Origin of the sequence: Micromonospora parva (genome assembly GCF_040649675.1) — a bacterium.
GTDB classification, from domain to species: domain Bacteria; phylum Actinomycetota; class Actinomycetes; order Mycobacteriales; family Micromonosporaceae; genus Micromonospora; species Micromonospora parva.
On sequence record NZ_JBEZFX010000001.1, the window covers coordinates 310,662 to 333,797 of the forward strand.

Genomic DNA, 23,136 nt, shown 5'->3' on the forward strand with positions numbered 1-23,136 from the left:
CGGTGCGCCTCGCCCACCCGCCCCGCCCGGGGCCGGTCGGCGCCGCGCCGCGCGGCGACCCCAGGTCGCACCGCACCAACCCGGACCTCTCCCGCAACCGACCCACGCACCCAGTGGGCCGGTCATCTGCGCGCGCCCTGACGCGCCCACCCCCAAGGAGGACCACTCATGCCCAAGAACCCGAACCGGAAGGCCACCTCGCCGGCTGTCACACCGACGGCGACTATCCGCACCATGATCGTCTGCGTGCTGGACGACCTGCCCCGCGAATCCCTGACCGCACACCAGCTCGACCGCAACTTCGGCGTGCAGGGCACGCTGTCGCCCCGTTTCTGGGCCAGCCCCGCCCTGCGCCTGTGGCAGCGCAGCCAGATGTTCGGACTGCGCAAGGGCCGCCCGGCCTACTGCGCTGGCGGACCAGCGCGACTGCTCGACCTGACCGGCATGCGCCAAGCCGCCGGTGTCGGGGCGGGCATCCGCCATCAGGTGTTCAGCCGCGCCGTGCACGGCACCCGCAACGCCACGCCGTGGCACGTCTACGAGGCCCGCCACCTGGCGGACCCGCAGCAGTACCCGTGGGACACGGCCGTCGCGGACTTCACCCATCAGCCCCGGGTCAACGCCATCCGGATGCACAACGCCGCCACCTACGGCGCCGGGCAGATCCGCCTCAGCGAACTGGAGATGTACCAGGCCGGCTGCATGGCCTACCAGCACCACAGCGCCCTCACCGCCCTCGCGGGCGACGCGCTGATCACCGCCGAAGGGGCGAAGCTGGCCCCGGCCAGCGACGCCATGGCCGACCGGGTGACCTACCTCGAACAGGCCAACCGGCTGCTCGACGCCATCGACCCCGACCAGCGACTGCTCGCGGTCGCGCTCTGACAGAACCGGCCAAGAACGAGACACGCCCGAACGGCCCGTCATGGTCCTGCTCGACGAGGTCGAGCGCCTGCGTCCGCGCCCCGCGCCGCAGTGCGACGGACCGCCAGCCGTCCACGCGCACCTCATCGCACGGCTTCGGCCGCCGCACGCGCTGGCGCACCGCCCTGCTCATCATCCTGGCTGCCGGCTCACGGTGTCGGCAGATACCCGCGAGCCGCCGCATCTTGCCCCGGCGTGCCAGCCGCCTCTGGCAGGGGCGCTGATTGCGCTGCGGGCCAGCGAGACGGCCGCTTTTCCCTCTTGCGCGTAAGCCGGCGAGCGCCGGCACCCACCCCTGGGCACCTCATCGAGCCGTTGGCGACCAGGCCCTGGTCGCCGTCATCACCCTGTCTGAAGGGACACCGCTTTATGATTCAACTTCCGATCTGCCCCGTCTGCAACGAGCCGGTGGCAGACCAGCCCGCCACGCACTGGACCAACGCCTACCGCGGCGGCAGTCCGTGGTGGCATCTGGCGGACAACAGCCCCATCTGCGCGGCTGCCGACGGCCAACCCTCCCAGCCTGCCCTCGTCGCCGACCCGCTTCCGGTCGACAGTCAGACCAATACCTGGCTGGACGACATGAGCCGCCTATTCGCCGTCGACGGTCCCTACGACCCCGCCCGACTGGGCAGCGCCATCACCGCCGCCGAACACCTCACCCGCTGGCTGCACACGGCCACCGGCCCATTCAGCGCGCTGCTCACCCTGCCGGCACCCTCCGACGTCGCATCCCTGATCGGACACCTGCACCGAAATATCCGGCGGCTCGCCCGGGTGCACGCACAGACCGGGTCCCACCTGCTCAACCAGGCCCGCCATGCACACCTCGCCAGCCTTGATGACAGCGAGGTCATCGACGCCGTTGACGACGTCCACGCATGGTTGCAGGACGCGGCTGACTGGCTGGCCCAGTCGGCGCAGGCGTCAGGGTTGGCTTGGTCCAGCGCCCGCAAGGTCGCGGCCGTGAATCACCTCGGCGCCTCCTGCACCGCCGACGGCACCGACGGCCAGGAGGCCAGCGGTGACGGCTCCTGACTACGCGCCGCGTCAGGGCAGCACGGCCATCTTCTCCGGTCGGTGGTTGCGCTACGAACCGGTCCCTGGCTTCCACCGCTACCACGAGGGATACCTCGCGACGGTGACCGGTTGGTGGAACGGCAGCTTCGATCTCGCCCTCGACCACGAGGCCGTGACCGCCCTGACCCAGACGTTCGCCGCGATGGCCACCTACGTCGGCGATGACTGGCGCACCGTCGGCTTCGACGGACACACCCTCACCATCGCCCGTCCGGTGTCCCTCGGCGGCGGCGTCCACCTCGTAGAGCCCTCCGGCGGGCGGTACCGGATCGGCTGGGGCCTGGCGTGGTTACCGGTCGACCCGAGCCGCTGCGACCACGTCTTCGGCCAGCCATAGCCGACACCGCCCACCAGCACGGGGCCCCGCAGGTTCCGCCCCGAGCGTTGACGGCATCCCAAGATCCGTCACCCGCACTTGATCACGAGGCGCTGTCGAAGCGTGGATCAGTGCACGACACATCCCGGCAGACGCAACAGCAGCCACAGGGAGGACTCATGGACAACCCCACCGATCAGACTGCGGCGCCGAGCGCCCTCGACAAGGTCGCCGCCGCTCTGGCAGCACTTGGCCAGGACACGGCCGCCGCGATCGCACAGGGCGCCGGCGTCGGCTACTCGACGGCCACCAAACGACTTCGCACCCTGGCAGAGGCAGGCCAGGCCGAATCGTTGCGCGCCGACGACGGCCGCACGCTCTGGCGGCACCTGCCCAACACGGCGACCAGCACCGATAGCGGCGACCCGCAGGCGACCACGACCGACGCCAGGCGTGACCCGCCCCCCGCACTGACGGACGACGCCGACGAGGCTCACGGACCGGACGAGGCCCTCGGCCCGGCAGAGGCGGCGAACACCGCCATGGCGGCGGGACCGGACGACGAGTCGACCAGTCTCCAGCCGGACGACGAACGCCGGCCAGCGCCGGACAGCGACGCGGGCCGGCCAGCCCTACAGGACCAACCCGCCAAGCCGGACCACGTCCCCGACGCACCGACCACAACGGAGGCGAGCGAAGCTTCCCCGGCCGACGCCGAGAATCCGCCCGCAGCCGACGCGTCTGGTCAGACAGAACCCCGGCCCAGTCTGGACCCGACAGGCAGCGACGAACCCATTGCGCCCAGCAGCCCGTCCGAGGCACCAAGCGCGTCAGGCAGCGGGAAGCCGCGCCGGTCCAAGGGCAGCCTGCGCGGGGCCATCCTCGACGTGCTCGAAGCCCACCCCGGCCAGCCGTTCAAGACCAGCCAACTGTGCAAGGCCATCGACCAGGCGAACGAGGGCACCGACTCGGCCAAGGCCAGCGCGGGCGCGGTCGTCAACGCCGTGCACAAGCTCGTCACCGACGGAGTCGCCGTTCAGGTCGCCGAGAGGCCAGCGACGTTCCAATTCGCCCCGGCAACCACCTAGCAGACCCGTTACCGCTGGTAGCCCGGGGCGGGCGTCGAACTTGGCGGTACCACGCCCGCCCCGGTGCTCCTTAAAGCAGAAGGAGCGATGTCAAGTGTGTCACCTGAGCTCGTACCTCACGGTGGCTGGCGGATTCCTCGCTGGTCTCGCCGTCGCCGCGGCACTGCTCGCCCGGCAGCGGCACATCATTTCCCATCAGCGGCGGGCGTTGGCTGCCCGCGACCGTGACCGGTCCTACTGGCATCGGCTGGCCACGCACAACGACACGAGCGACCTGCCGAACCGGCGGGCCCTGTGGACCCACCTTGAGGCCACGTTCTCGCTCGGGGAACCGCTCGGGCTCGTCCTCATCGATTTGGATCGGTTCAAGCAGGTCAACGACACCTACGGCCATGAGCACGGCAATGACCTGCTGCGCGAGGTCGGGCGCCGCCTGAGGGCCCTCGGGCCGTCGGTCGTCCTGGCGGCGCATCTCGCCGGTGACGAGTTCGCCCTCGTCGTGCACGGCGACGACGGTGAGGTCGAGACTGCCGCCCAGGCCGCCCACCGGCGCATCTCGGAGTTCCCGTACGAGATCGCCGGGCAGCAGGTGATCGTCACCGCCAGCGTCGGCTACGCGCTCGCCGAGCCGGACATGCTGCCCCGCGACCTCCTGCACACAGCCGACCAAGCCATGTACCTGGCCAAACGCAAGCGCTGTGGCGTCCGCGCCCACGACCCGGACCACGCCGAGCCGCCGGGAATCGTCATCCGCTACCGCGACCTGCGGTAACCCGCCCTCGGCACCAACCGCACCACGTCCCCGCACGCACCAGAAGCCCCGCAGGCCGATCCGGCCTGCGGGGCTTCTGCGTATGTCAAGGAGCCCGATCCCCGTGATGTCCTTCAACACCGTTCACACCCTGACCGGGTGCCTGCTGCACATTGAGGCCAGCGCCGACCTTGTCGGCTGGGGCCGCCCGCCTCTCCTTCTGCTCGTCCAGGACCGGCCGGCCCCAACCGCACCGCGCGGCACGAGACGCCAGATGCGGGCCGTGCACCTACCGCTCAACGACACCCGCATGGGCCGCTACCGCGCCGGACTCGCCGACCTCCTGCCGGACCTCACCACCGCGCTCGACATCAACCAGGCGGCCGCCCGGCCCACCCTCGCGGCCTGCGTCGACATCGGCCTGATCGCGAACCTCCTCGCCGATCCCACCCCCGGACTCCGCCTGCTGGCCTGGGCCGTCTGCTACGAGGACGTCCTCGTCGAGTCCGACGACCTGCACGAGATCCGCCGCGTTGACGCAGTCGACGCCGACCTCCGCGGCTACCGGATCACGAGGCGGCGGGGCGATCCGCACCCCGTGGTCCGCGTCGACGACCACGTCGACCACGACGACGCACCGGCCACTCGCTCCGCACTGACACGTCTCGTCCAGACCACCAGCAGGCCCGGCCGAATCACGCCGACGGCCTCCTGACGGCCGCCGACGCCCCCGCTGGGAGCGCGGGTCCCGACCTCGCCCGCGCGCCGCACACCTGTGCCCTACGGCACCACCCAGGCAGACGACTTGACCTTCATCGAGAGGGAAGCGTCGATCAATTGGGTCATTGTCCGGGGGCTGCCATCAGGCACAACACGACCCGCGCCGACCGGACGGTGACCCCTGCCCACAACCCCGACGGAAGGTCACCCGCCATGTCTGACCGCAGCCGAACCCGACCGTCCCACCGCGCCTTCCTCCCCCGTGACGTCACCGACCCCCTGCTGTGGCGGCTGGCCGTGGACGTCCTCACCGCCCACCAACCCGGACCCGGCAACCGGTGCGCCAACCTGCAGTGCGCCGACCAGAGCGGGCCGTGTTCGGCTGCCAGGCAGGCACAACGGGCGATGCGCGCCGCGCGAGCCACACCACCGCCACAGCCGGCACCCGCCCGTGAACCCACACCACAACGGCCGGCCCGCGACTCCGTCGGATTCGTCGGCTGGTTCACCAACGGTCTCGCCGCCGCTGCCACGCAACTACTGCCGCGGGTCCCGCAGCGGCTTCCCCGCCGCGTCCCCGGCGCGACCCTGACCGCCGCCTACGCCGCGTAGCCGCAGCCCACACGAACGACCAAACGCCGCCCGGCCCGAACCAAGGAACCTCACGACCTTCGACCGCGTGGCCCATTCACGGCCGTGCGGTCGTCGTCGTACCCAAACACACCACCACGACGAGGAGACACGACCCGTGGGAACCATTTGCTACGTCAGCGCCATCGCTCCCGCCCAGCCGAGCACCGTCCACGCCCGCTACGTCCACTTCGACGGCTACCCCCTGGCGCTCATCGCGCACCTGCGCGGCATCTGGGCCACCACCGCCCGCCGCGACACTCAAGCCCTCATCGATGCGGTCCTCGCCCACGACTGGTACTACCTCGGATCCGACGTCACCCCAGACACCCGGTCGTTCCCCCACCAGCACCCCGTCGGGGGTGTCGGCGTGACGTTCGACGACACCGAGCCGGAGCCCGCCACCGTCTTCCCGCTCAGCCGCGCCGGTGACCTCGACGCCTCGTGGATCTACGTGATCAGCCCGGCCGACGACACCGTCACCGTGCACACCGGCGACGGCGATCCGGTCGGTGTCCACAGCCTCGGCTAGCCGGCAACCAGGAGGACAAGTCATGCCCGGCCACGACTCTCACCTCGTCCAGCGCCACTCCACGCCCTACCGCGCTCCCTACCTCACCTATCCCCTCGTCCGTTGGGGGCCGACGTGAGGCTCCGATCTCTGGTGTCAGTCGCGGTGGCGCTCGTCGCCGTGTTAATCCTCTGCGCCGGTGGGCTCGGCGGATTACTCGCCGGCGGCTCGGCCACCGCCGGATGCCTCCCCATGGCCGCCACTCCCGAGTCCGTGTCAGACAGCTCCACGTCGCCATCCGGGCCGCCGATTCGGCGGTCGGCGGTCGGTGACTGGGACAGCGACCAGGTCGGCAACGCCGCCGCGATCGTCACCACCGGCGCTCGCCTCGGGCTACCAGGGCGCGGCTGGGTGATCGCGGTCGCCACCGCCATGCAGGAGAGCAGCCTGCGGAACCTGGCCGGCGGCGACCGGGACTCGGTCGGGTTGTTCCAGCAGCGCCCCAGTCAAGGGTGGGGCACCTCCGCCCAGCTTCAGGACCCCGTCTACGCGTCGGAGAAGTTCTTCGGCGAGCTGGCCACGATCAGCGGCTGGCAGGCGATGCCGCTCACCGAGGCCGCCCAGGCCGTGCAGGTCAGCGCCTTCCCCGACGCCTACGCGACATGGGAAGGACCGGCCACTCAGCTGGTGATCGCGATTGCCGACACCACGGGCCTTCCCACCGACGGCCTGGCCGGGTGCGGGGCCACCGGCCCGTGGACGCAGCCGGTCCTCGCCCCTGTCGGGTCGGGCTTTCGTAGCTCGGACCGGCCCGGTCACGACGGCGTCGACCTCAGCGCCTCGCGCGGCACCATGATCCGCGCCGCGTCCGCCGGGACCGTCCGCACCGTCCGCTGCAACGCCGTCTACGCCGACACCGGCGCCGATTGGGGCTGCGACCGCGACGGCGACCCCGCTCGCACGCGCGGGTGCGGCTGGTACGTCGACATCGACCACGCCGCCGGCTTGCTCACCCGCTACTGCCACATGGACCAACCCCCGATGGTGACGGTCGGGCAGCCGGTCGCCGTCGGCCAGCCCATCGGCGTCGTCGGCTCCACCGGCCACAGCTCGGGCCCGCACCTGCACTACGAGGTGCACCACAACCGCGATGCCAGCCCGAACGGCGCGATCGACCCGGTGCCCTTCATGGCCGCACATGACGCCCCGCTCGCCACCAGGCCCTAGCGGCGATACCGGCGGCCTCATGGTCACCCGACTCGACGGCCGTCGCGCTCGCGGACGACCGCCGCAACCCCATCCACACATCCCCAAGGAGGAATGGCACATGAGCACACCCGTCCTGATCGGTGTTGCCGCGCTCCGCGGCAGGTACACCGCCCGCTCCATCCAGCTCGGCGAGGACCCGGAGGTCCTGGTGCCGCTGCTGCGCCGGATCTGGACCGACACGTTTGGCCGCGACACCGACGCCTTGGCCGCCGCGCTGCTGGCCCGTAACTGGTGGAGCCTCGCCGTCAACCCCAAGCCTCGGCGATGGCACCGACAGCCGCCCGTAGCGGGGCTGGGCTACCCGGCCGTCACCGGGAACAACACGATCCGGCAGGGCTCGCTGCGAGAGGACCTCGACGGGTTCGACGAGTGGATGTACCTGCTGCGCCCCGACCAGCGGCTGCTGATGGTGTACGAGGCGACGGTCCACGGCCGCTGGCTGCGGCACAGCGTCCACCACCTCGACCCGGTCGAGGACCTGTTCGTCACTGCACCCGCCCTCGACGAGGGCGGGTCGGAGATGACCGTGTGCACCGTTTGCGGCGCGGTCGACGAGATCGACCACGTCGAGGTCCCGTCCATGGCCGGCTACGGCCACGACACCGCCACCAGCTGCACCCGCTGCGGCTCCTCGGTCGCCACCGACCCGATGTTCGGCGCCCACCTCACCCGCAAGCCCTGGCCACCGCACTCCCCCACCACGGGTGACGCGAAAGGCGGCACCCGATGAACACGCGCGACCCGCTGCCACCGCCGCCCACAAGCGGCGGCCTATCCACTCGCCGATCGGAGAGCACCATGACCTACCAGCCCGGCCAGCGCGTCGCCCTGGTCCACACCAGCGACCCGCACACCCAGTTGCGGCCCGGCGACACCGGCACCGTCAGCCGCCACGACCAGCAGCAGAACATCGTCGAGGTCACCTGGGACAGCGGCTCGGCCCTGTCGATGTGCCTCGACGCCGGCGACCGCATCCAACCGGTCACCACCACCCCGCCGCCCATCGGTGGGCCAGTCGACGATGCCACCGGATGGGCCGCCGCACTGCAGCGGGTCCGCGCCGCCGGCACCGAGGCCGGCCACACCGCAGCCGAATGGTGGGCCCAGGACACCATCGGCGCCCGGGTCACCGGCGACACCCGCTTGGCCGCCCGCCGGGTCCTGGCCGGCATCAAGGACGGGGACCCCGCCGTCCTCGACGCCCTGCCCCGCTTCACCTTGGCCGGAGATGCGGTCGACACCGCCGGATGGGAGCTGTTCGCCGACGCCACCGGGGACGTCTGCGGCTGGTTCAGACTGCGCATCCAGCAGCGCGACGACGCGATGACCGTCTACCGCGACGCCTTCGACACCGCCGCCACCGGCCGGATCGCCGACCTGTGTCACCTCGCGGCCAGCCCCACCGGCCGCGACGTGTCCCACCTGCGCCCCGAGAGGGTCCGTGTCGGCGACGTCGGCGTGTTCTCCGGCGATTGGGCGCGCACCGCCGGCCCGGACGGCGGCGACCGTTTCGCGGTCGGGTTCGTCGGCACCCTGATCGACCACTGGAACGGGTGGGCGGTGTTCTCCTGCACCCGTGCCGTGGCCGAGGCGATCGTCACCGACCAGCAGCTGCACCGCGACCAGTACCGCGACAGCCTCCGGGACGAGGGCGTGCCGGAGGACGAACTGGACCGGCGGGTCGACGCCGCGCTGGCCGACCTGTCCTTCGACGGTGACGTCATCGTCGCCGACCAGCGCGCCCTGTCCGACGACCCGGACGCCATTGAACGCATCGCCCCCGACGGTGACGGCCGGTACGTGGTGATGGGCCGCAACTGGTGCTGGGAGGCCGTCGACCCGTACGCCTGCGACCGGATCGTCGGCGACCTGCCCGACCCCGACCAGGCGTAGGCCAAGACCTGACCAAGGCCAGATTGGCACCGGCACAACCGCCGCCGACAGGCGACACCGACACGCAAGCAGTCGAAGCACCGTACGCGGGCCGGGCACCGGCCTGCGACTCCCGAGTCCGACCGTGCCTTCCCCACCGGTAGGCGCTCGACCTGAACACCGCTCCGCGTAGCCGAGCACGGCTACGCGCGCTCTTCCCGCCCGCTGTGGCCCACCAACGCCGCCGCGCGCCCGGGAAGGGGCGCGCGGCGGCCTTATTCGCCAAGGAGCACCCCATGCCACACCTGAGCACACCAGTCCGCCGATCAGTCAGCCATACGCCAGCGCCGCGGCTGCGCGGATACGACTTGATCACCTCCGGGAGCGCGGGTATCGGTTGCACCCTGACCGCAGCCATCGTCGGAGGTGCCCGGTGACCTCGCCCGCTCGACCCGCCAAGCCCAAGGCCAAGCCCCGGCCGATGTTCGGGCCGGTCCTGGCCCTACTCGCGGCCGAGCCGCACCGCGCCTTCTCCATCGGCGACCTAGGCAAGGAACTGCCCGGCCGGTCGTCCGGAGCGATCGGGTCCGTCCTGAACCGCCTCGTCGACCGCAGCTGGGCGACCATGTCCACCGGGTCACCTCGCCGATACACCATCACCGCCGAGGGCATCGACGCGTTCACGGCAGGAGCCGGCAGCAGCCGCGCTCCCTCGGCTGCCGCCCCCACGCCCACGGCGACCGCCGCGCCGGCACCTGCTCCGAGCGGCCCGGTTCCCCCGCGTCCCGGCGCTGTCCTGCGCCCCAACGGAGTCTGGTACCTGCCCCGCCAGCTCGGCGACGGCACCGACGTCGAGGTGCTGCGCCAGCTGCGCCGCGACACCATCCCGGTCCTGCTCTACGGGCCACCCGGCACCGGCAAGACCAGCCTCATCGAAGCCGCCCACCCCGATGCGATCACCGTCGCCGGGCACGGCGACACCACCGTCGAGGACCTCGTCGGCAACTACGTCCCGCTGCCCGACGGCGGCTTCGCCTTCGCCTACGGGCCGCTCGTGACCGCCATGCGCGCCGGACGCGCCCTGTTCATCGACGACGCCACCCTCATCCCACCCCGCGTCCTCGCCGCCCTGTATCCGGCGATGGACGGCCGGGCCACCATCACCATCGCCGCCCACCACAACGAAGTCGTGACCGCCACCGACGGGTTCTTCGTCTGCGCCGGCCACAACCCCGGCGTGCACGGAGCGATCCTCACCGAAGCCCTCGCCTCCCGGTTCTCCGTGCATATCGAGGTCACCACCGACTTCCAGCTCGCCCGCTCGCTCGGTGTACCCAACGGCGCCATCGACGCGGCGATCGCCCTCAACACACGGATGCGCAAGCACGAAATCGACTGGGCGCCGCAATTGCGCGAGCTGCTGGCGTTCAAGCGCGTCGCCGAGAGCCTCGGCCTCACTGCTGCCGTGGCCAACCTCGCCGCGATCGCACCCGAGGCCGACCGGCAAGCCGTCGTCGAAGCCCTCCAGCGGGCCTACCGCGGCACCACCATCACCCCCCTCACCCTCGGCAAGCAGAAGTAAGGCAGGCCGTCATGACCAGCGTCTCCGCGCACCTGCGCCCCTCCGGCGCCAGCCCCGCCTCCACGGCCCCGGCCGCCTCACCATGGGGCCGGTGGTCAGCGGCTTGGACCAGGCAGGCCGCGACAGTGACCGGCCGACCAGACGCCAGCGTGACCGTCACCGCGGCCGACGGCGGCCCACCCGGCTTCAGCTACCCCGCCACCGCCCAGATCCAGGTCGACGCCGACCTCATCGCCGACCCGGCGATCGCCGACCCTCGCCGGCCGGGGCACCGGTCGAAGGTTCCCGTCGCCTACGGCGTCCTGCTGCATGAATGCGCCCACGTCATCCACTCCCAGTGGGATCCACCGCCCACGGTGGCGCCCGTCGTCCGGGAAGCCGCGCTCCTGCTCGAGGAGTCACGCATCGAACGACGCTACCGCGACACTCGACCCCGCGACCGGCGGTGGCTACGCCGCGCCGTCACCAGCATCATCGACCCCACTGACACACCTACCGACACCTTGTGGAGTGCCGCCTACGGCGCCGGACTGCTCCTTGCCCGCGTCGACGCCCGGATCCTTTACCCCGCCGACGTTCGCGAGGCACGACGCGCCATCACCACGGTCCTCGGAGGCAAACTCATCCGGGGCCTGCGCGCCGTCTGGCGGGAAGCCCACACCGTCGGCGACACCGACACCACCCGCATGATCGAACTCGGCGAACGTTGGTGCCGCCTACTCGGAATCGACCCGACCATCACCCCGGGCCTGCCCGCCGACGACGCGGCCACCAGCGCGATCGCGGCAGCCATCTCCGGCGCCCTCGACACCATCCTCCACAACCCTGCCGACACCCCCGAACCCGCAAGCGACAGCAGCCGTCCCCACGGACCGGGCATCCACGTCGACACCGACACGCCGATCACCTGGGCCGAACGCGACGCCCGCGACGCCGAACGCCACGCCGCCAACCGCCTCACCGTCCTGCTGCGCCGCGCCCGCCACCGCGAACCCGCCCGCACCCGCGAGCCCAGCGCCGCACCGCCCGGGCGGCTGCGAACGGGCGCTGCGGTCACCCTCGCCGCCCAGCGCGCGGCCGGGGCCATCCCCACCGCCCAGCCGTGGCAGCGCACCGTACGCCGCCCCGTCCCCGACCCCGAGCTGACCGTCGGCATCCTCATCGACGCATCCGGCTCGATGGAGGACTTCGCGAAACCCATGTCCTCCGCCGCGTGGATCGTGGCCCAGGCCGCCACCCGCGCCGGAGCCACCAGCGCGACCCTCGCCTACGGCGACCGGATCACCGTGCTCATCCCACCCGGCCGCCGCCCGACCACGGTCCGCGACATGCAAGCCGACGCCGGCACGGAACGGTTCGTCGAAGCCTGCGCCGAAGCCGACCGGCTCCTACACCTGTCCACCCCCGGCACCGCACGGCTGCTCGTCGTCGTCTCCGACGGCCACTACGTCAACCCCGACGAAAGCCAAGCCACCCTCACCCGCCTCCACCACACCGGCTGCGCCGTCCTCTGGCTTGCACCCGACAACAAAGGCTGGCCGCCCAGGGTCTACGACAACACCACCACCATCACCGTCGACGACCCCACCACCTGCGTCAACCTCATCGGCCAAGCAGCCATCGACGCCCTGACCAGGGCCTGAACCCGCACCCGTTGCGGGGCCTCGTCGACAGAGGGCACAGCGGGGACGGAGCCCGACCACACGTCTGGACCGTCCCCGCTGTCCACCCGAGGGTCCATGACCCGCAGCCCGCAGGCCCACAGACGAACCCTGCGCACGACTTGTCGCCATCGCCGCATAGAGCGTCAATCGCCTGAGCCCTTCGGACCAGACGTCGCGCCGTTCACCAAGGCGACCCCACGGGCTCGGGCATGGCGGCACACGGTTGATGAGAAGTCGGAATCTGCGAAGTGCGGGGCTGTCTCGCTAAGGGCTCTGGCTCGCCTTCGGTGGTGACTTTCCGTAGCGGCACCGTCGGTGCGCGCGACAGCCCGCTTCCGGCGCTTCGGTTCTGTCCGGACATCGCCGGGGGCTCTGCCTGGTGCGATCTTTGCTCTCTTTGCACCAATTCGGGCGACCGCGCTGACCAGACAGATGAGCCATCACCGTCTGCGACCACCGACAGTGAGCCAGAGCCGTTGGCTGGACAGACCCGATGTATGCGCTGAGATGTTGGGTGTGGCCGTTCCGGAAGAGCTTCTGCTGCAAAGGCAGAGGGCATCACTCCCCCGAGGCGAACCGGCATGTGCGTCGGTTGTGTTGGTGGTGTCGGGGTTCGGTCCACGGCTCCGGATCGATCGGTGGATGTGGAACCGAGCCCGACGGATGCACCATGAAAGCCGATCTTGACCAGCCCGGAAGGAACGTCCAGTGACAGAGGTCGGATTTTGGACCTGCGAGCACAACGGCTGCCTCAAGCACCAGAGTCCCAAACTCAGCCGGGACATCGGGCACTCGTGCTGCGGCCGGTGCGCGGGCGGGGAAGCCTGCAAGCAGGAGGCTTGGGGCCACGCGCCGCACTTCCCTCACGCCTTCGATCCGCCGGTCGTCGATGTCTACGGCCACGGTCCGCGCTGCGTCATCTGCAAGCAGGGTCCGCACTAGCGCCGGTTACTGCGCCACTCTCGGTGACTCTGCGTGCGGCTGGCTCAGGCTGACCGTGCTCGCGGACTCGATACGTTGACCAGCTCGGAAGGATGATCAGTGGAGACGCTCGCCTACGCCTGCCAAACCGCCTACCTTGACCCAATGAACGGCTCCGGCCTACTGGTCCGGTCATTACCGGAGGGCGACGTGGCCGCGCCCGTCAAGCCTGGCAAGGTGCCCGTGGCTCTCTCGGCGCACGAGGCCGACTGGAACGCGGCGATCCGCGACCTCGACGCCCGAGGTTGGGAGCCGAGCGAGGACAGCGAAGGCGGCTTTGCGCTCGATAGCACGATGCCGGATGGCCGCGAGGTCGGGCTGTACGGCCGAGAGCCTGTGATCGACGAGCCGGACATGGAACGGATCGCCGAGAGCTTCGCCGAGCTGCGCCGGTTGGCTGGCTCGATCGACTGACGCGCAACGACAGAAAGAGCCCCGACCTCGCCTCGCTTGGAGCAGAGCCGGGGCTCGTTCGCATTTCGTCGGGCGCACTGGTGAATCTATTCTGGACCGCCTGAGCATCCGTATCGGCACGGGGATGATCCCTCTGACAGGCGAGGGATCACAGGAGCCGGCTCAGCCCAGGAGGGGCCGCAATGGGGATCACCGACAAGACGCGAAGGATTCTGTGGGTTGAGTCGGGTGGACGGTGCGCGATCTGCCGAACACTTGTCCTCACTCCCGGCACGGACACAGATGATCCCTCCGTCTTTGGCGAAGAAGCCCACATCGTGGCTCGATCCCCCGGAGGACCGAGAGCGGGTGGCCTGCCGACTGAGGAGATCAACAGTCACAAGAATCTGATCTTGCTTGCAACAAGCACCACAAGCAGGTCGACGACCAGCCGAAACACTTCACTGTGGAGCGGTTGCTCGACATTAAGCGCCGCCACGTCGAATGGAACGCTTCCCTAACCAGCGGCGATGAGCTGCCGCGCTTCGTGCCGGACCCGCGATATCCGCAGAATGCTCAGCTCAACATGATCACTTCAGGCAATCAGCTCTGGAACATGATCATTGAGAGTGCGGCAACGAGCTACGCCTACGCCGATCACCTGAGCGAGGACGACGAAGACTTCATCATCGAGTTCCTGCAGAACGTCAGGGACTACGCCGACATTGCGGAGGATCTCCACTCAATCCGAGAGCAGCGCGACGCACAGAAGTATCTCGGCACCTACATCACCGGAATCATGGAGCGCGGATTCTTTATCGGTGCAAACCTCAAACGGCTTCTCTACAAGGGAGGCCATGGCGACCCCCTGCCGTGGGGCACCCTGCAGATCGAGGTGCAGCGAGCCAGCGACGCCAAGGTGGTCGACAAGGAAGGTAAGCCGTTCGACGGTGCACTCAATGAAAAGGGAGCGCGGCTGGTCTTGCGTACGTTCTTCCTCGGCTGGCTGGCCGAAGCCTCACGCACGGACCGTGCGGCCGGTGCGATCGTAGGCGAAGTCATTCCGGGTGACAGTTTCACGGCGGAGGACGTCGCTGCCTGGCGAGCTGTAGTCGCCGAGCTGCACTCGGAAGGACTTGTCGCTCTCGACGAGCACGATCCTTACTGGTCGAGTAGCGCCGTCCTAACCGACGCGGGAATCGCCGAGGTCGAGCGCACCTCAACGTGGCGCGGACTCTTCCAATACTCCCCGAAGAGTGGCGCGGCGACCCCGGCCCAGGGGGCATGACCCGGCGACGCGACAAGAGGACCGGTTCGCCTACTTGGCGACGAGGTCGATCACAGCGACGATGAAAGCGCCGATGCCGAAGAACATCGCGGTGACCGTCGCAAAGAGCATCTTCTGTTCGGCCAGCTCGTCGGCGCGATAGAGCGACCGAAACCACGCGGCCGCGCTGACCACTCGATCCCGCATACGACGGACCAATGAGGCTGCGTCGATCAGTGGTCGAAGCGCCACGAAACTCGCGGTAGTCCAAGACCAAATGCCAGCGCATACGGGAGCCAGGAACAGGAAAACGACGACCGCGGAAATGATCGCACTGCTCACGTTCCCGACTGGCCGAGTTTCATCATAGAAAAGGCCCAGCCTCCCCACTGTATCGAGGATGCCGAGCGGAACGGTGATGGCAAGAACGGGACCACAAAAGAGGCCAACATAGTGAAGCTTCTGGCCGCGCCTCTCGTCTTGCTGCAACAGGAAAGCTATCTCCCGGAAGTAGTCGGGAACGTCTTCGCCCGGCCCCTCAAAAGTCAGGAGCGACAATCGCGCATTTGGACCAGGCACAGAAAGGGTCAGGATTTCTTTCCCATCCTCGTGCTGTACCTCGAAATGAGCTAGGCGACCCTTGGGTGCGATGGCTATGAGTTCGTCGAGAGAGGACGATTCGGAAAAGACAGTTCGCGGGTAGCTCTTGCCGTCAGCCACCTGTGCGCCTACCCGCCACGTGGTGGTGCCGCCGCCGAGCGCCGCCTCAATGGAACGCACGTCGTCCGCGTTCAACTGCAATGTACGTATGCGCGTGCTAGCTCCCACGCTCTTCACGACTGCCACCGGCGCAGCGTAGCCAAGCATGGCTCGGCTATCCATTGTGGTCATGCTTGGAGGTATGCGCAGCGCGCTGACTAGGACCGGAGCCTCGCGCCGGCCACCCCGGCCTCGTCGTCATGTGGATCTCTATACGTGGCGGTGCACCTACCTATGGACTCTGGGCGGAGCTGGGCTGGCGTCGGGTTTCCGTCGCCTGGCGACCCCCGGTCGGCGGGGGTAGTCCGGCGGCAGGTATCGGTAGACCGATCGCAACGACTTGCCGATCCTCTCGGCAAGCACCTCAGGGTCCAGGTGCGGCTCCTTGCGCAGCCAATAGGCCACTGCCTGCGCGGTTCCCTGGGGCAATTCGGAGTCTTCCTCGTCGGTCTCGTCGTCGCCGACAGCATCCTGAGCACCGTCGTCCGTCTCATCGTCGACGTCTTCGCCCGCGACGTCCTCACTCTCGTCTGCCGGTTCCGCGACGTCCGGGTCGTCCGGCGACACGGCTTCGGGCGGGCCAGCATCGCGGCTGTCGGCAGTCTGCTGGTGGCTGCTCGGGGCCGACTCAGGGTCTTCCTCTGGCTCTGGTTGCCGCCCCCACCGTTCATCGCCTGGTGTGTCCATTGCCGACCTGGTCGCGGCTTGCGGCGGGGAGGGGGCGTGCGCGGGTACCAGCGGGGTGTCGGCGAGGCGTTCCTGCCTGAACCGGCGACGGCGGCGACGGGCAAAGTGAGCCGTCATGATCCGTTCTGGGGTGAGATCAGCGGCCAGGACCATGGTCAGCCCGTCGTAGTCGGCGGTGGCCGCGAGGCGTGCGGCGATCTCGTCTAGGTCGTACACGCGCACGGCGATGTCGGCGGTGGTGGGGTCCATCGCCGCTCTGATCTTGCGATGGAGCACCTTGGCGATCGCGGCGTCGCGCCGTCGGCGGGCGATCGCGGTGCGGGCCGCTGCGAGGGACTCGTACAGGTCGAGGCCGTCGGCCTTGGCGATGGACCGCGCCCGGGCGGTGATAGCGGGGTGGCAGATCCAATGCCCGAACACCTCGTAGGCGGGTGGTGTGGGTGGCAGGCCCCCGGTGACGCGCAGCCGGTCGCGGCGTTGGTTGCCGGCGTGCATCAGCCAGACGAGGTATCCGAGGGCGGACATGCCTGCGTAGAAACCGCCGGCTAGGTGGTCGGGGTGGGCGGCCCCGTTGAAGGTGACGGCTCCGGCGGCGATCGCGGCGGACAGGAGGCGTGATCCGATCGCCCGCTCGCCGAGGCGTCGTCGCACGTCGGCGTTGGCCATCACGACCACGCCGCCCAGTTCGAGCGCCGCGACGGCGGGGACCGCGACGGCCACCGGTACGCCGAGTGTTTGGACGGCGCCGGCGACTTGTCCAACGAGGGCGACCAGCAGCACCAGGACGTAGAACACCTGGCGTATCCAGGCGGCCTGCCGGACTGCTGCGGCCAGGTCGGCGTCCACCGCGTCGAGGGTCGTCGGGGACGAAGCTTGTCGATGCGCCGGCCCGCCTTGAGGGCTGCGGGCGGGCCGAGGATGTCCGGTGGGCACGGATGCTCGCAGGGCCCAGTCGGTGTCTTTGCGGTCCCAGTTCGTCGCCTGCGGGCCGCCGCCGCTGCGGTTGGGCTGATCGTGCGGGCTGCCACGACGTGCGTCGGGTGCCGCCGAAGGGTCCGGCGTCATGGGTGAAGTCCGCTGTCGTGAGAGTCGGGCTTCCCGGTCGGCTTCTGGCGGCGCAGGTCGGCGATGAGGCGGTCGGCGAGTCTGAGGGTGTCCTCGCTGGGTTCGGCGTCGATCTCGTCGAGCCTGCGGGTGAGGGTCCGGCGTAGGGAGCGGATCTGCTCGAGGTGTCCGAGTGCGGCGTGGGCGCGCATCGCTTGCTGGTAGGAGGCTTCGGCGTACGGGTCGTGGCGCATCGCGGCTTCCAGGACGGCCAGGGCTTGTTTCGGGTCGGGGGTAGCGGCGGCGAGGGCGAGGTGGGCATCGAGGGCTTGGCGGCGGATGCCCTCGCGGTATGCCTCGATCCATTCGAAGTCGAAGCCGTCGGCGAGTGAGCCGTCGTAGGCGTCGACGGCGCGCTGCAGTGCGGCGGTGCGGTCGTTGTCGGTGGTGGCGAGCGCGGCGTCGCGCAGCGCGTCGCGCATGCGCCACAGGTCGGTGTCGAGGGCGTCGCGGTTGAGGGCGTAGCGGCGCGACGGGTGAGTGAGGTAGGTGGCGGGTCCTCCGGTGAGGACAAGGGTTTTGCGTAGTGCGGATACGTAGGTGTGCAGGCGGTGCGGCGCCTTCGACGCGGGGGCGTCGGGCAGCAGGTCGTCGAGGATGTTGTCCTGTGCTGCCTCGCCGTCCTGAACGACGAGGTAGACCAGCAGTTCGAAGGCTTTCGCGCGCAGCGGCGTGGTCGTGTCCATGTCCACGATGCGGGCCCCGCCGAGCACTCGAACGTCGACGCGTCCGCCGGTACGGGAAGACTGGTCGTCGCCCGCCGGGTGCGGTTCATTCCCGGCGTGATCGCGGCGCTCGTGCGGGTGTGCGGCGGCGGAATTCTCGGGTGCGGGGTTCGGGTCGTGGGCGGCGCCGACCAGCCTGTCGGGGTCGCCCATATCGGTGTGATCGGGCAGGCCGGTGATGGCGCCGCTGGCTGCGGCCAGTCGTGGTCCCTGACCGGTGACAGGGCGCGGCGGTGCGGTCGGTGCCGGTGCGCGGGGCTCGCTGGGCTGCACTTCGGCGGGAAGGTCGACTCCCTGGGCCGGAGTAAGGACGTTGAGGCGACCAGCGTTGGCGGGGCGCGGGCCGGGCCGCGGGACAGCCTCTTTGTCGCTCGGGGATGTCGGACTGATATTGGGGTCGAGGTGCCTGACGGTTGCGGGTAGTGGTGTGCGCTGCGCGGGTGCTGGCGGTTGAGGCTCGCCGGTATGGGACTCGGCGAGGAGCCGCAGCAGTTCGGTGGTCTCGCTGTGGTTGATGACGCTCAGGCGGCCGACGGCGGAAGGACAGCTGTGCTGTTTCGCGTCGTGCTTAATGATGCTGGTGGAGCCGTTTTCGGCGACGAGGATGGTGTCGCCATCGGGCCAGGCGCCGAGCATTACGCCGTGGATGTCGAGTCGGTGTCCTTGAGTGAGCAGCGCGGCGATGCGGGTGCGCTCATGAGCAGTGGTGGGGGCGGCGATCAGCACCGTCGGCGGCACGGGTTCGGCGATCGGGTCCCGGTCGCGCAGGTCGGCGATCGTGTCGACCTCGTCGTCGCCGCACATGCGTGCGCGGTGCAGCGTCTGCTCTTCGATCAGCGTCAGAGCGTCGCTGAGTCCGCTGGTGATGGTCATCCGCGGGGTGTCCGTCAGTGTGGTTGTGGTGGTGCCTAACAGCGTGGCGAGGGTGTCCGAGGCGATGACGACGTGGTGGCGGCTATGGGGGTCATCTGGTCCGCCGGCGGCGAGGGCGGCCACCAGCACGCCTCGGGCCGCTGCCTCGGCTCCGGGCCCGATCAGACCGAGTCCCGCAGACGGCCATACCTCGATCAGCGGGCGGGTCGGCGCGGGTATAGGCGGCTGCGACTCGTGCGCCGTGAGCGTGGAGGTCTCGTCGTCTGCCGCGTCTGCCGGGTCCGAGTCAGCGTCCACGAGGGGTTCGTCGGGCGGAGGGTCGAGGTCGGGGTCGGGGTCAGGAATCGTCTTCGCGCTCGGGGTCAGGGCCCGTAGGCCGCGACGGATCCGGGTGACCACCGCCGGCATCGCCTCGACACTCGGGTCGTCGAGGCGTGGGCGCGCGGTGGGTTGCTGGGGGGTGTAGCGGCGACGGCGGTGTGCCCAAACGAGGGCAACCGCGGCGAGGACTGCGGCGGCGAGTCCCATGTCGAGCCAGCTACCCGTGCCGAGCGACACACCGGGCTGAGGGCGCGGCGTTGGGGCGGTTCGTTCGTCGGCGGTGCGAGTGGTGGGTGTGGCAGCCGGTCCCGACGCCGAAGCATGGTCGGTTGGCGCGGACGTGGGTGCTGGGGCGGACTCCACGAGGCCGTCGTCGGTGTCCGTTCCGGTCGGGCTGCTGGGCGATCCTGAGGGAGCTGATGTCGTCGGCGTTGGGGCAGGCGCCGGTCGGGGCGACGGGCGTGGTGCTTCGACCGTGGGAGGTAGTCGCAGTTTCCAGCCCGGGTAGATGAGGTCAGGGTCGCGAAGTGTCCCACCGGTGTGGGGGAAGCGGGTGCCACGGTTGGTGGTGAAGATTTCGGGCCAGCGGTCCGCGTCGCCGAGGCGGTCCTGGGCGATGCGGGACAGGGTGTCGCCGCGCCGCACCGTGTAGGTGTGCTTGGCCTGGTCCCTGCCGGTGGGCGGTGAGGCGGTCTGGTCGTCGGCGTGGGCACGCACGGTGGCTGCTGGCCCGTGCGGTGCATGGGTCGTCTCCGCGGCGGCGGCTGTGGTCGCGCTGGCGTGGGCGGGCGTCGCGGTGGCCGCCGTGCTGACGGCGGTCGCTCCCAGGACAGCCGCCGTGATGCCCTGCAGCGGCCCGGGCATGTGCAGCCGTGGCAGTCGCCGTGACATCCGGGCGGCCTGGGCGTACAGGCGGGCCGTGATGGCGGCGGCGAGCATCCCCCACAGCAGCCACGCCGCGAGGTAGGCGATGCCGGCGAGGAAGCCGCCGCTGAGGGGCTCCTCGACCCAGTCGCGGAGCAGGGTGGTCCACGAGCCTTGCGGGCGTGGCCACCTGCCGACGCGGACGAGCGTGACCGGCACGGCGACGAGCAGCAGCGTGACCGCCGACGTGTGACCGGCCGAAGCGACCCTGGACCTCATCGCCCCTCCCTTGCTGCCGTGTGCGGAACCCGGACGCCGACCGGCACCGAGCCGGTTAGGGCGACGCCGTGAAACGTTGGCCACCGAATCGACCGTAGGGCGAGCGGCAGAAGACGACGCGGTCCCGCTGGCTGACAGGACCTCACACGACCTCACACGACCTCACAACCCCAGCTCACAGGCAGTCGATAGGAGTCGAGACGGTGCGATCGGCGGCGTCTGCTGAGGCCAGGACGCGGCTTCTGCCCGGAGGACGAGCTGGCTGTCTGGGACCGAGTACGGGGAAACCGGAGGCGGAAACGGAGCCGGAAGCGCATGGGGGTAGCACGGTTCGGGCCTTCCCGAACTGGGTTACCAGTGCGCTCGGAACGGGCGGCGTTACCGGGTAGGGATGGCGGGATGGTCCCTGTGGGTGGCTGTCGTGAGCGCCGGCTCGGTGGGGACGATGCCCGCTGCGGCGAGACGACGGGCGTAATCCTTCCGCAGGTGGTCGGCCGCGTCGTGGTCGCCGAGGGTGATGAATGCGCTGACTGCGCGGGTGTGCAGTTCGGCGTTGTACGGGTCGATGCGGATGCCGGCCTGCAGCCATGCCAGGGCCTGACGGGCGTCAGGGCTGGCGCTGGCGAGAGCCGCGTGTGCGTCGATGACGTGCCGGCGGGTGGCCTCGCGGATCGGGACGAGCCAGGGCCAGGTCCGTCGGGCGGCGAGGTCAGCGGGGTAGGCGTCGATGACGGCCTTCCAGGTCGTCGCGTCGGTGGCGACGGCGGTGGTGGCGTCGCGGACCGCGTGGTGGAAGTGCCACAGGTCGACGGTGACGCCGGTGGAATCGAGGCGGTAACGGTCGTCGCTGTGCTCGATGAGGGTCACCCCGGCAGTGGACCGGATGGTGGCGCGGAGGTCGCTGAGGGTGGTGTAGAGGCGGCCAGTGAGAGAGCGGCGGGGCAGGCCCGGCCAGATAGCGTCTGTCAGTTGTCGGGTGTCGGCTCCGTCGGGGTGGGCGGCGAGGAACACGAGGACTTGGAGCGCGGCGGTACGCCGGATCTCCACAGGGTGGCCGTCCAGCAGCAGTGTCGGTTCGCCCAGCACGCGCAGCTGAAGGCGTCGTGTGTCGTTGCCGGAGCGGACGGGGTGGTCCTGGGCGGTGGCCTCCCACTGCGGGGACCGGCCTGCCAGTGCGGGGTTGCGCGACGGGCCGGAGGTGCCAGGCTCTGGCGGCGCCGTGCCGGGGTGGGCGATGACGGTGAGCAGGTCGGTGACCGTGACCTGGGTAAGGACGCACATCCGTGGCCCGGCTGACCCGCTGCTGTCCTGGTGGTGGGTGTGCCCCGATGGGTCGATCTGCCATGTCTGGCCGGCCGGCCACCGTCCGAGCACGGCCACCGCGGCGGAGGTGATGGCCAGACTCACCAGGACATCGGCGTTGTCCGTCGCGGACGCAACATCGACGATGAGGGTTGGTCCGGGTGGGCCGGCGCCCTCCTGCGTGTCTCGGTGTGCCGGGTCTCGTCCGGCCAGACCACGACCAGGGTGGTCTCCGGAGAAGAACCCTGCTGCCTGCCCGAGGTTGTCGACGACGGCCAGCCCGGGCAGGTGCCGGGCCAGCGTTTCGGCGGTCGGGCCGAGCAACCCGGCCAGGACGGATCGGGTGACGACCACGGACACTGCCGGGTGATGCCGCCCAGCTAGGAGGCTGGTGACGAGCAGGCCTCGCGCCGCGTCCTGCGCCCCCGCCCCGGTGAAACCGACCCCAGCGCGGGGGAAAGCCCCGCCAACGGCTGGCCGGTCGAGCAGCGACGAGCCCGCCGATGCGGCGCCGGGTTCGCCAGGCGGTGTCGAATCGGCGAGGGCGGCTTGCACGGCCGTCACTGTGGGGGGCAGGGGCGCCAGGTCCGTGTCCTCGCGGCTCGGTGGGCCGGGCGGGCGGGGCCGGTAGGAGCGGCGGCGGCGGAGCCACACCAGCGCCGCCGCGGCGCTGACCTGCTCCGCTGTCTCGCGCGGCAGCCAGCCACCGGCGACGCTGATCCCCGCGTCGGCCAGGGTGGCGCCGTCTGGTGGCGTCAGGTTGCCGGCTTCATCGAGGGTTCCTGCCGCTACCGGCTGCGTGGGCGGCGGTGGCGGTGCGGTGATCGCGTGGGAGCTGACGCCGAGGACGGCTGCGCCGGCGATGCCACCGGCGGTGGCTTGCCAGGGTGTCGGTAGCGGCATGCGCCGCAGCCACGACACGGTCGCGCTCAGGCGGGTCAGCACCCGGATCGTGACCGTGTAGGCGAGCAGGAGCCACACCAGCCAGGCCGCGATGGTCAGCGCGGCGGTGAGGGTCTTCTCGGTCAACGGGTCCTGCACCCACTCCCGTGCCTGCGCGGCGGTCGGCCAACCCAGTGCGGGTGGCCCGACCAGGAACAGCAGCACTATCGGCGGGCCGGCCAGAAGGGTGAGGACGAACAGCAGCGACATCAGCTGCCGCGGCCACCGCATG

Annotated in this window: 19 protein-coding genes; 15 read left to right on the forward strand and 4 right to left on the reverse strand. The window is 70.3% G+C overall.

The window, feature by feature from the left end; genetic code table 11:
• Positions 1-168: 168 nt before the first annotated feature.
• From AB0C03_RS01395 to AB0C03_RS01465, 15 genes are all read left to right on the forward strand, one after another.
• Entirely contained in the window at positions 169-885 is a 717-nt protein-coding gene (locus AB0C03_RS01395) for a hypothetical protein (RefSeq protein ID WP_357633379.1), read from the forward strand.
• A 354-nt stretch (positions 886-1,239) separates the two neighbouring features.
• A complete protein-coding gene (locus AB0C03_RS01400) occupies positions 1,240-1,962 on the forward strand; it encodes a hypothetical protein (protein WP_357633382.1) in 723 nt (240 codons plus the stop codon).
• Positions 1,949-2,341, forward strand: a complete 393-nt coding sequence (locus AB0C03_RS01405; protein ID WP_357633385.1) for a hypothetical protein — start codon at positions 1,949-1,951, stop codon at positions 2,339-2,341. The genes AB0C03_RS01400 and AB0C03_RS01405 overlap by 14 nt, the downstream gene beginning before the upstream one ends.
• A 158-nt stretch (positions 2,342-2,499) precedes the next feature.
• Positions 2,500-3,408, forward strand: a complete 909-nt coding sequence (locus AB0C03_RS01410) for a MarR family transcriptional regulator (RefSeq protein ID WP_357633388.1) — start codon at positions 2,500-2,502, stop codon at positions 3,406-3,408.
• A gap of 94 nt (positions 3,409-3,502) precedes the next feature.
• Positions 3,503-4,180 carry a GGDEF domain-containing protein gene (locus AB0C03_RS01415; protein WP_357633391.1) on the forward strand — a complete coding sequence of 226 codons (678 nt, stop codon included), beginning with the start codon at positions 3,503-3,505 and terminating at the stop codon, positions 4,178-4,180.
• 106 nt (positions 4,181-4,286) lie between these two features.
• Positions 4,287-4,874 (forward strand): hypothetical protein, encoded by a 588-nt coding sequence (locus tag AB0C03_RS01420; protein ID WP_357633394.1) that lies wholly within the window; start codon positions 4,287-4,289, stop codon positions 4,872-4,874.
• A 218-nt stretch (positions 4,875-5,092) separates the two neighbouring features.
• A complete protein-coding gene (locus AB0C03_RS01425; RefSeq protein ID WP_357633396.1) occupies positions 5,093-5,491 on the forward strand; it encodes a hypothetical protein in 399 nt (132 codons plus the stop codon).
• A 136-nt stretch (positions 5,492-5,627) separates the two neighbouring features.
• Complete coding sequence (locus AB0C03_RS01430) at positions 5,628-6,041, forward strand: hypothetical protein (protein WP_357633398.1); 414 nt, start codon at positions 5,628-5,630, stop codon at positions 6,039-6,041.
• A 114-nt stretch (positions 6,042-6,155) separates the two neighbouring features.
• Entirely contained in the window at positions 6,156-7,247 is a 1,092-nt protein-coding gene (locus AB0C03_RS01435) for a peptidoglycan DD-metalloendopeptidase family protein (protein ID WP_357634449.1), read from the forward strand.
• Between the two features lie 100 nt (positions 7,248-7,347).
• Positions 7,348-8,019: a hypothetical protein gene (locus AB0C03_RS01440; protein WP_357633401.1), complete on the forward strand. Its 672-nt coding sequence runs from the start codon at positions 7,348-7,350 to the stop codon at positions 8,017-8,019.
• Positions 8,020-8,087: 68 nt separating this feature from the next.
• On the forward strand, positions 8,088-9,182 hold the full coding sequence (locus tag AB0C03_RS01445) for a DUF4314 domain-containing protein (protein ID WP_357633404.1): 1,095 nt from the start codon (positions 8,088-8,090) through the stop codon (positions 9,180-9,182).
• 412 nt (positions 9,183-9,594) lie between these two features.
• Positions 9,595-10,743, forward strand: coding sequence for an AAA family ATPase (locus AB0C03_RS01450; RefSeq protein ID WP_357633407.1), 1,149 nt, complete (start codon positions 9,595-9,597; stop codon positions 10,741-10,743).
• Between the two features lie 11 nt (positions 10,744-10,754).
• Positions 10,755-12,386 (forward strand): VWA domain-containing protein, encoded by a 1,632-nt coding sequence (locus tag AB0C03_RS01455; protein WP_357633410.1) that lies wholly within the window; start codon positions 10,755-10,757, stop codon positions 12,384-12,386.
• Between the two features lie 1,062 nt (positions 12,387-13,448).
• A complete protein-coding gene (locus tag AB0C03_RS01460) occupies positions 13,449-13,802 on the forward strand; it encodes a hypothetical protein (RefSeq protein ID WP_357633413.1) in 354 nt (117 codons plus the stop codon).
• 445 nt (positions 13,803-14,247) lie between these two features.
• Positions 14,248-15,069: an HNH endonuclease gene (locus tag AB0C03_RS01465; RefSeq protein ID WP_357633416.1), complete on the forward strand. Its 822-nt coding sequence runs from the start codon at positions 14,248-14,250 to the stop codon at positions 15,067-15,069.
• Between the two features lie 30 nt (positions 15,070-15,099).
• Here AB0C03_RS01465 and AB0C03_RS01470 read toward each other — a convergent pair whose 3' ends face one another.
• The 4 genes from AB0C03_RS01470 to AB0C03_RS01490 all read right to left on the reverse strand — a co-directional run bounded on the left by AB0C03_RS01470 (position 15,100) and on the right by AB0C03_RS01490 (position 23,135).
• Complete coding sequence (locus AB0C03_RS01470) at positions 15,100-15,894, reverse strand: hypothetical protein (RefSeq protein ID WP_357633419.1); 795 nt, start codon at positions 15,892-15,894, stop codon at positions 15,100-15,102.
• 141 nt (positions 15,895-16,035) lie between these two features.
• Entirely contained in the window at positions 16,036-17,340 is a 1,305-nt protein-coding gene (locus AB0C03_RS01475; protein WP_357633422.1) for a hypothetical protein, read from the reverse strand.
• A 215-nt stretch (positions 17,341-17,555) separates the two neighbouring features.
• Complete coding sequence (locus tag AB0C03_RS01480) at positions 17,556-19,724, reverse strand: AfsR/SARP family transcriptional regulator (RefSeq protein WP_357634452.1); 2,169 nt, start codon at positions 19,722-19,724, stop codon at positions 17,556-17,558.
• Positions 19,725-21,038: 1,314 nt separating this feature from the next.
• Positions 21,039-23,135 (reverse strand): AfsR/SARP family transcriptional regulator, encoded by a 2,097-nt coding sequence (locus AB0C03_RS01490; RefSeq protein WP_357633425.1) that lies wholly within the window; start codon positions 23,133-23,135, stop codon positions 21,039-21,041.
• Position 23,136 lies beyond the last annotated feature (1 nt).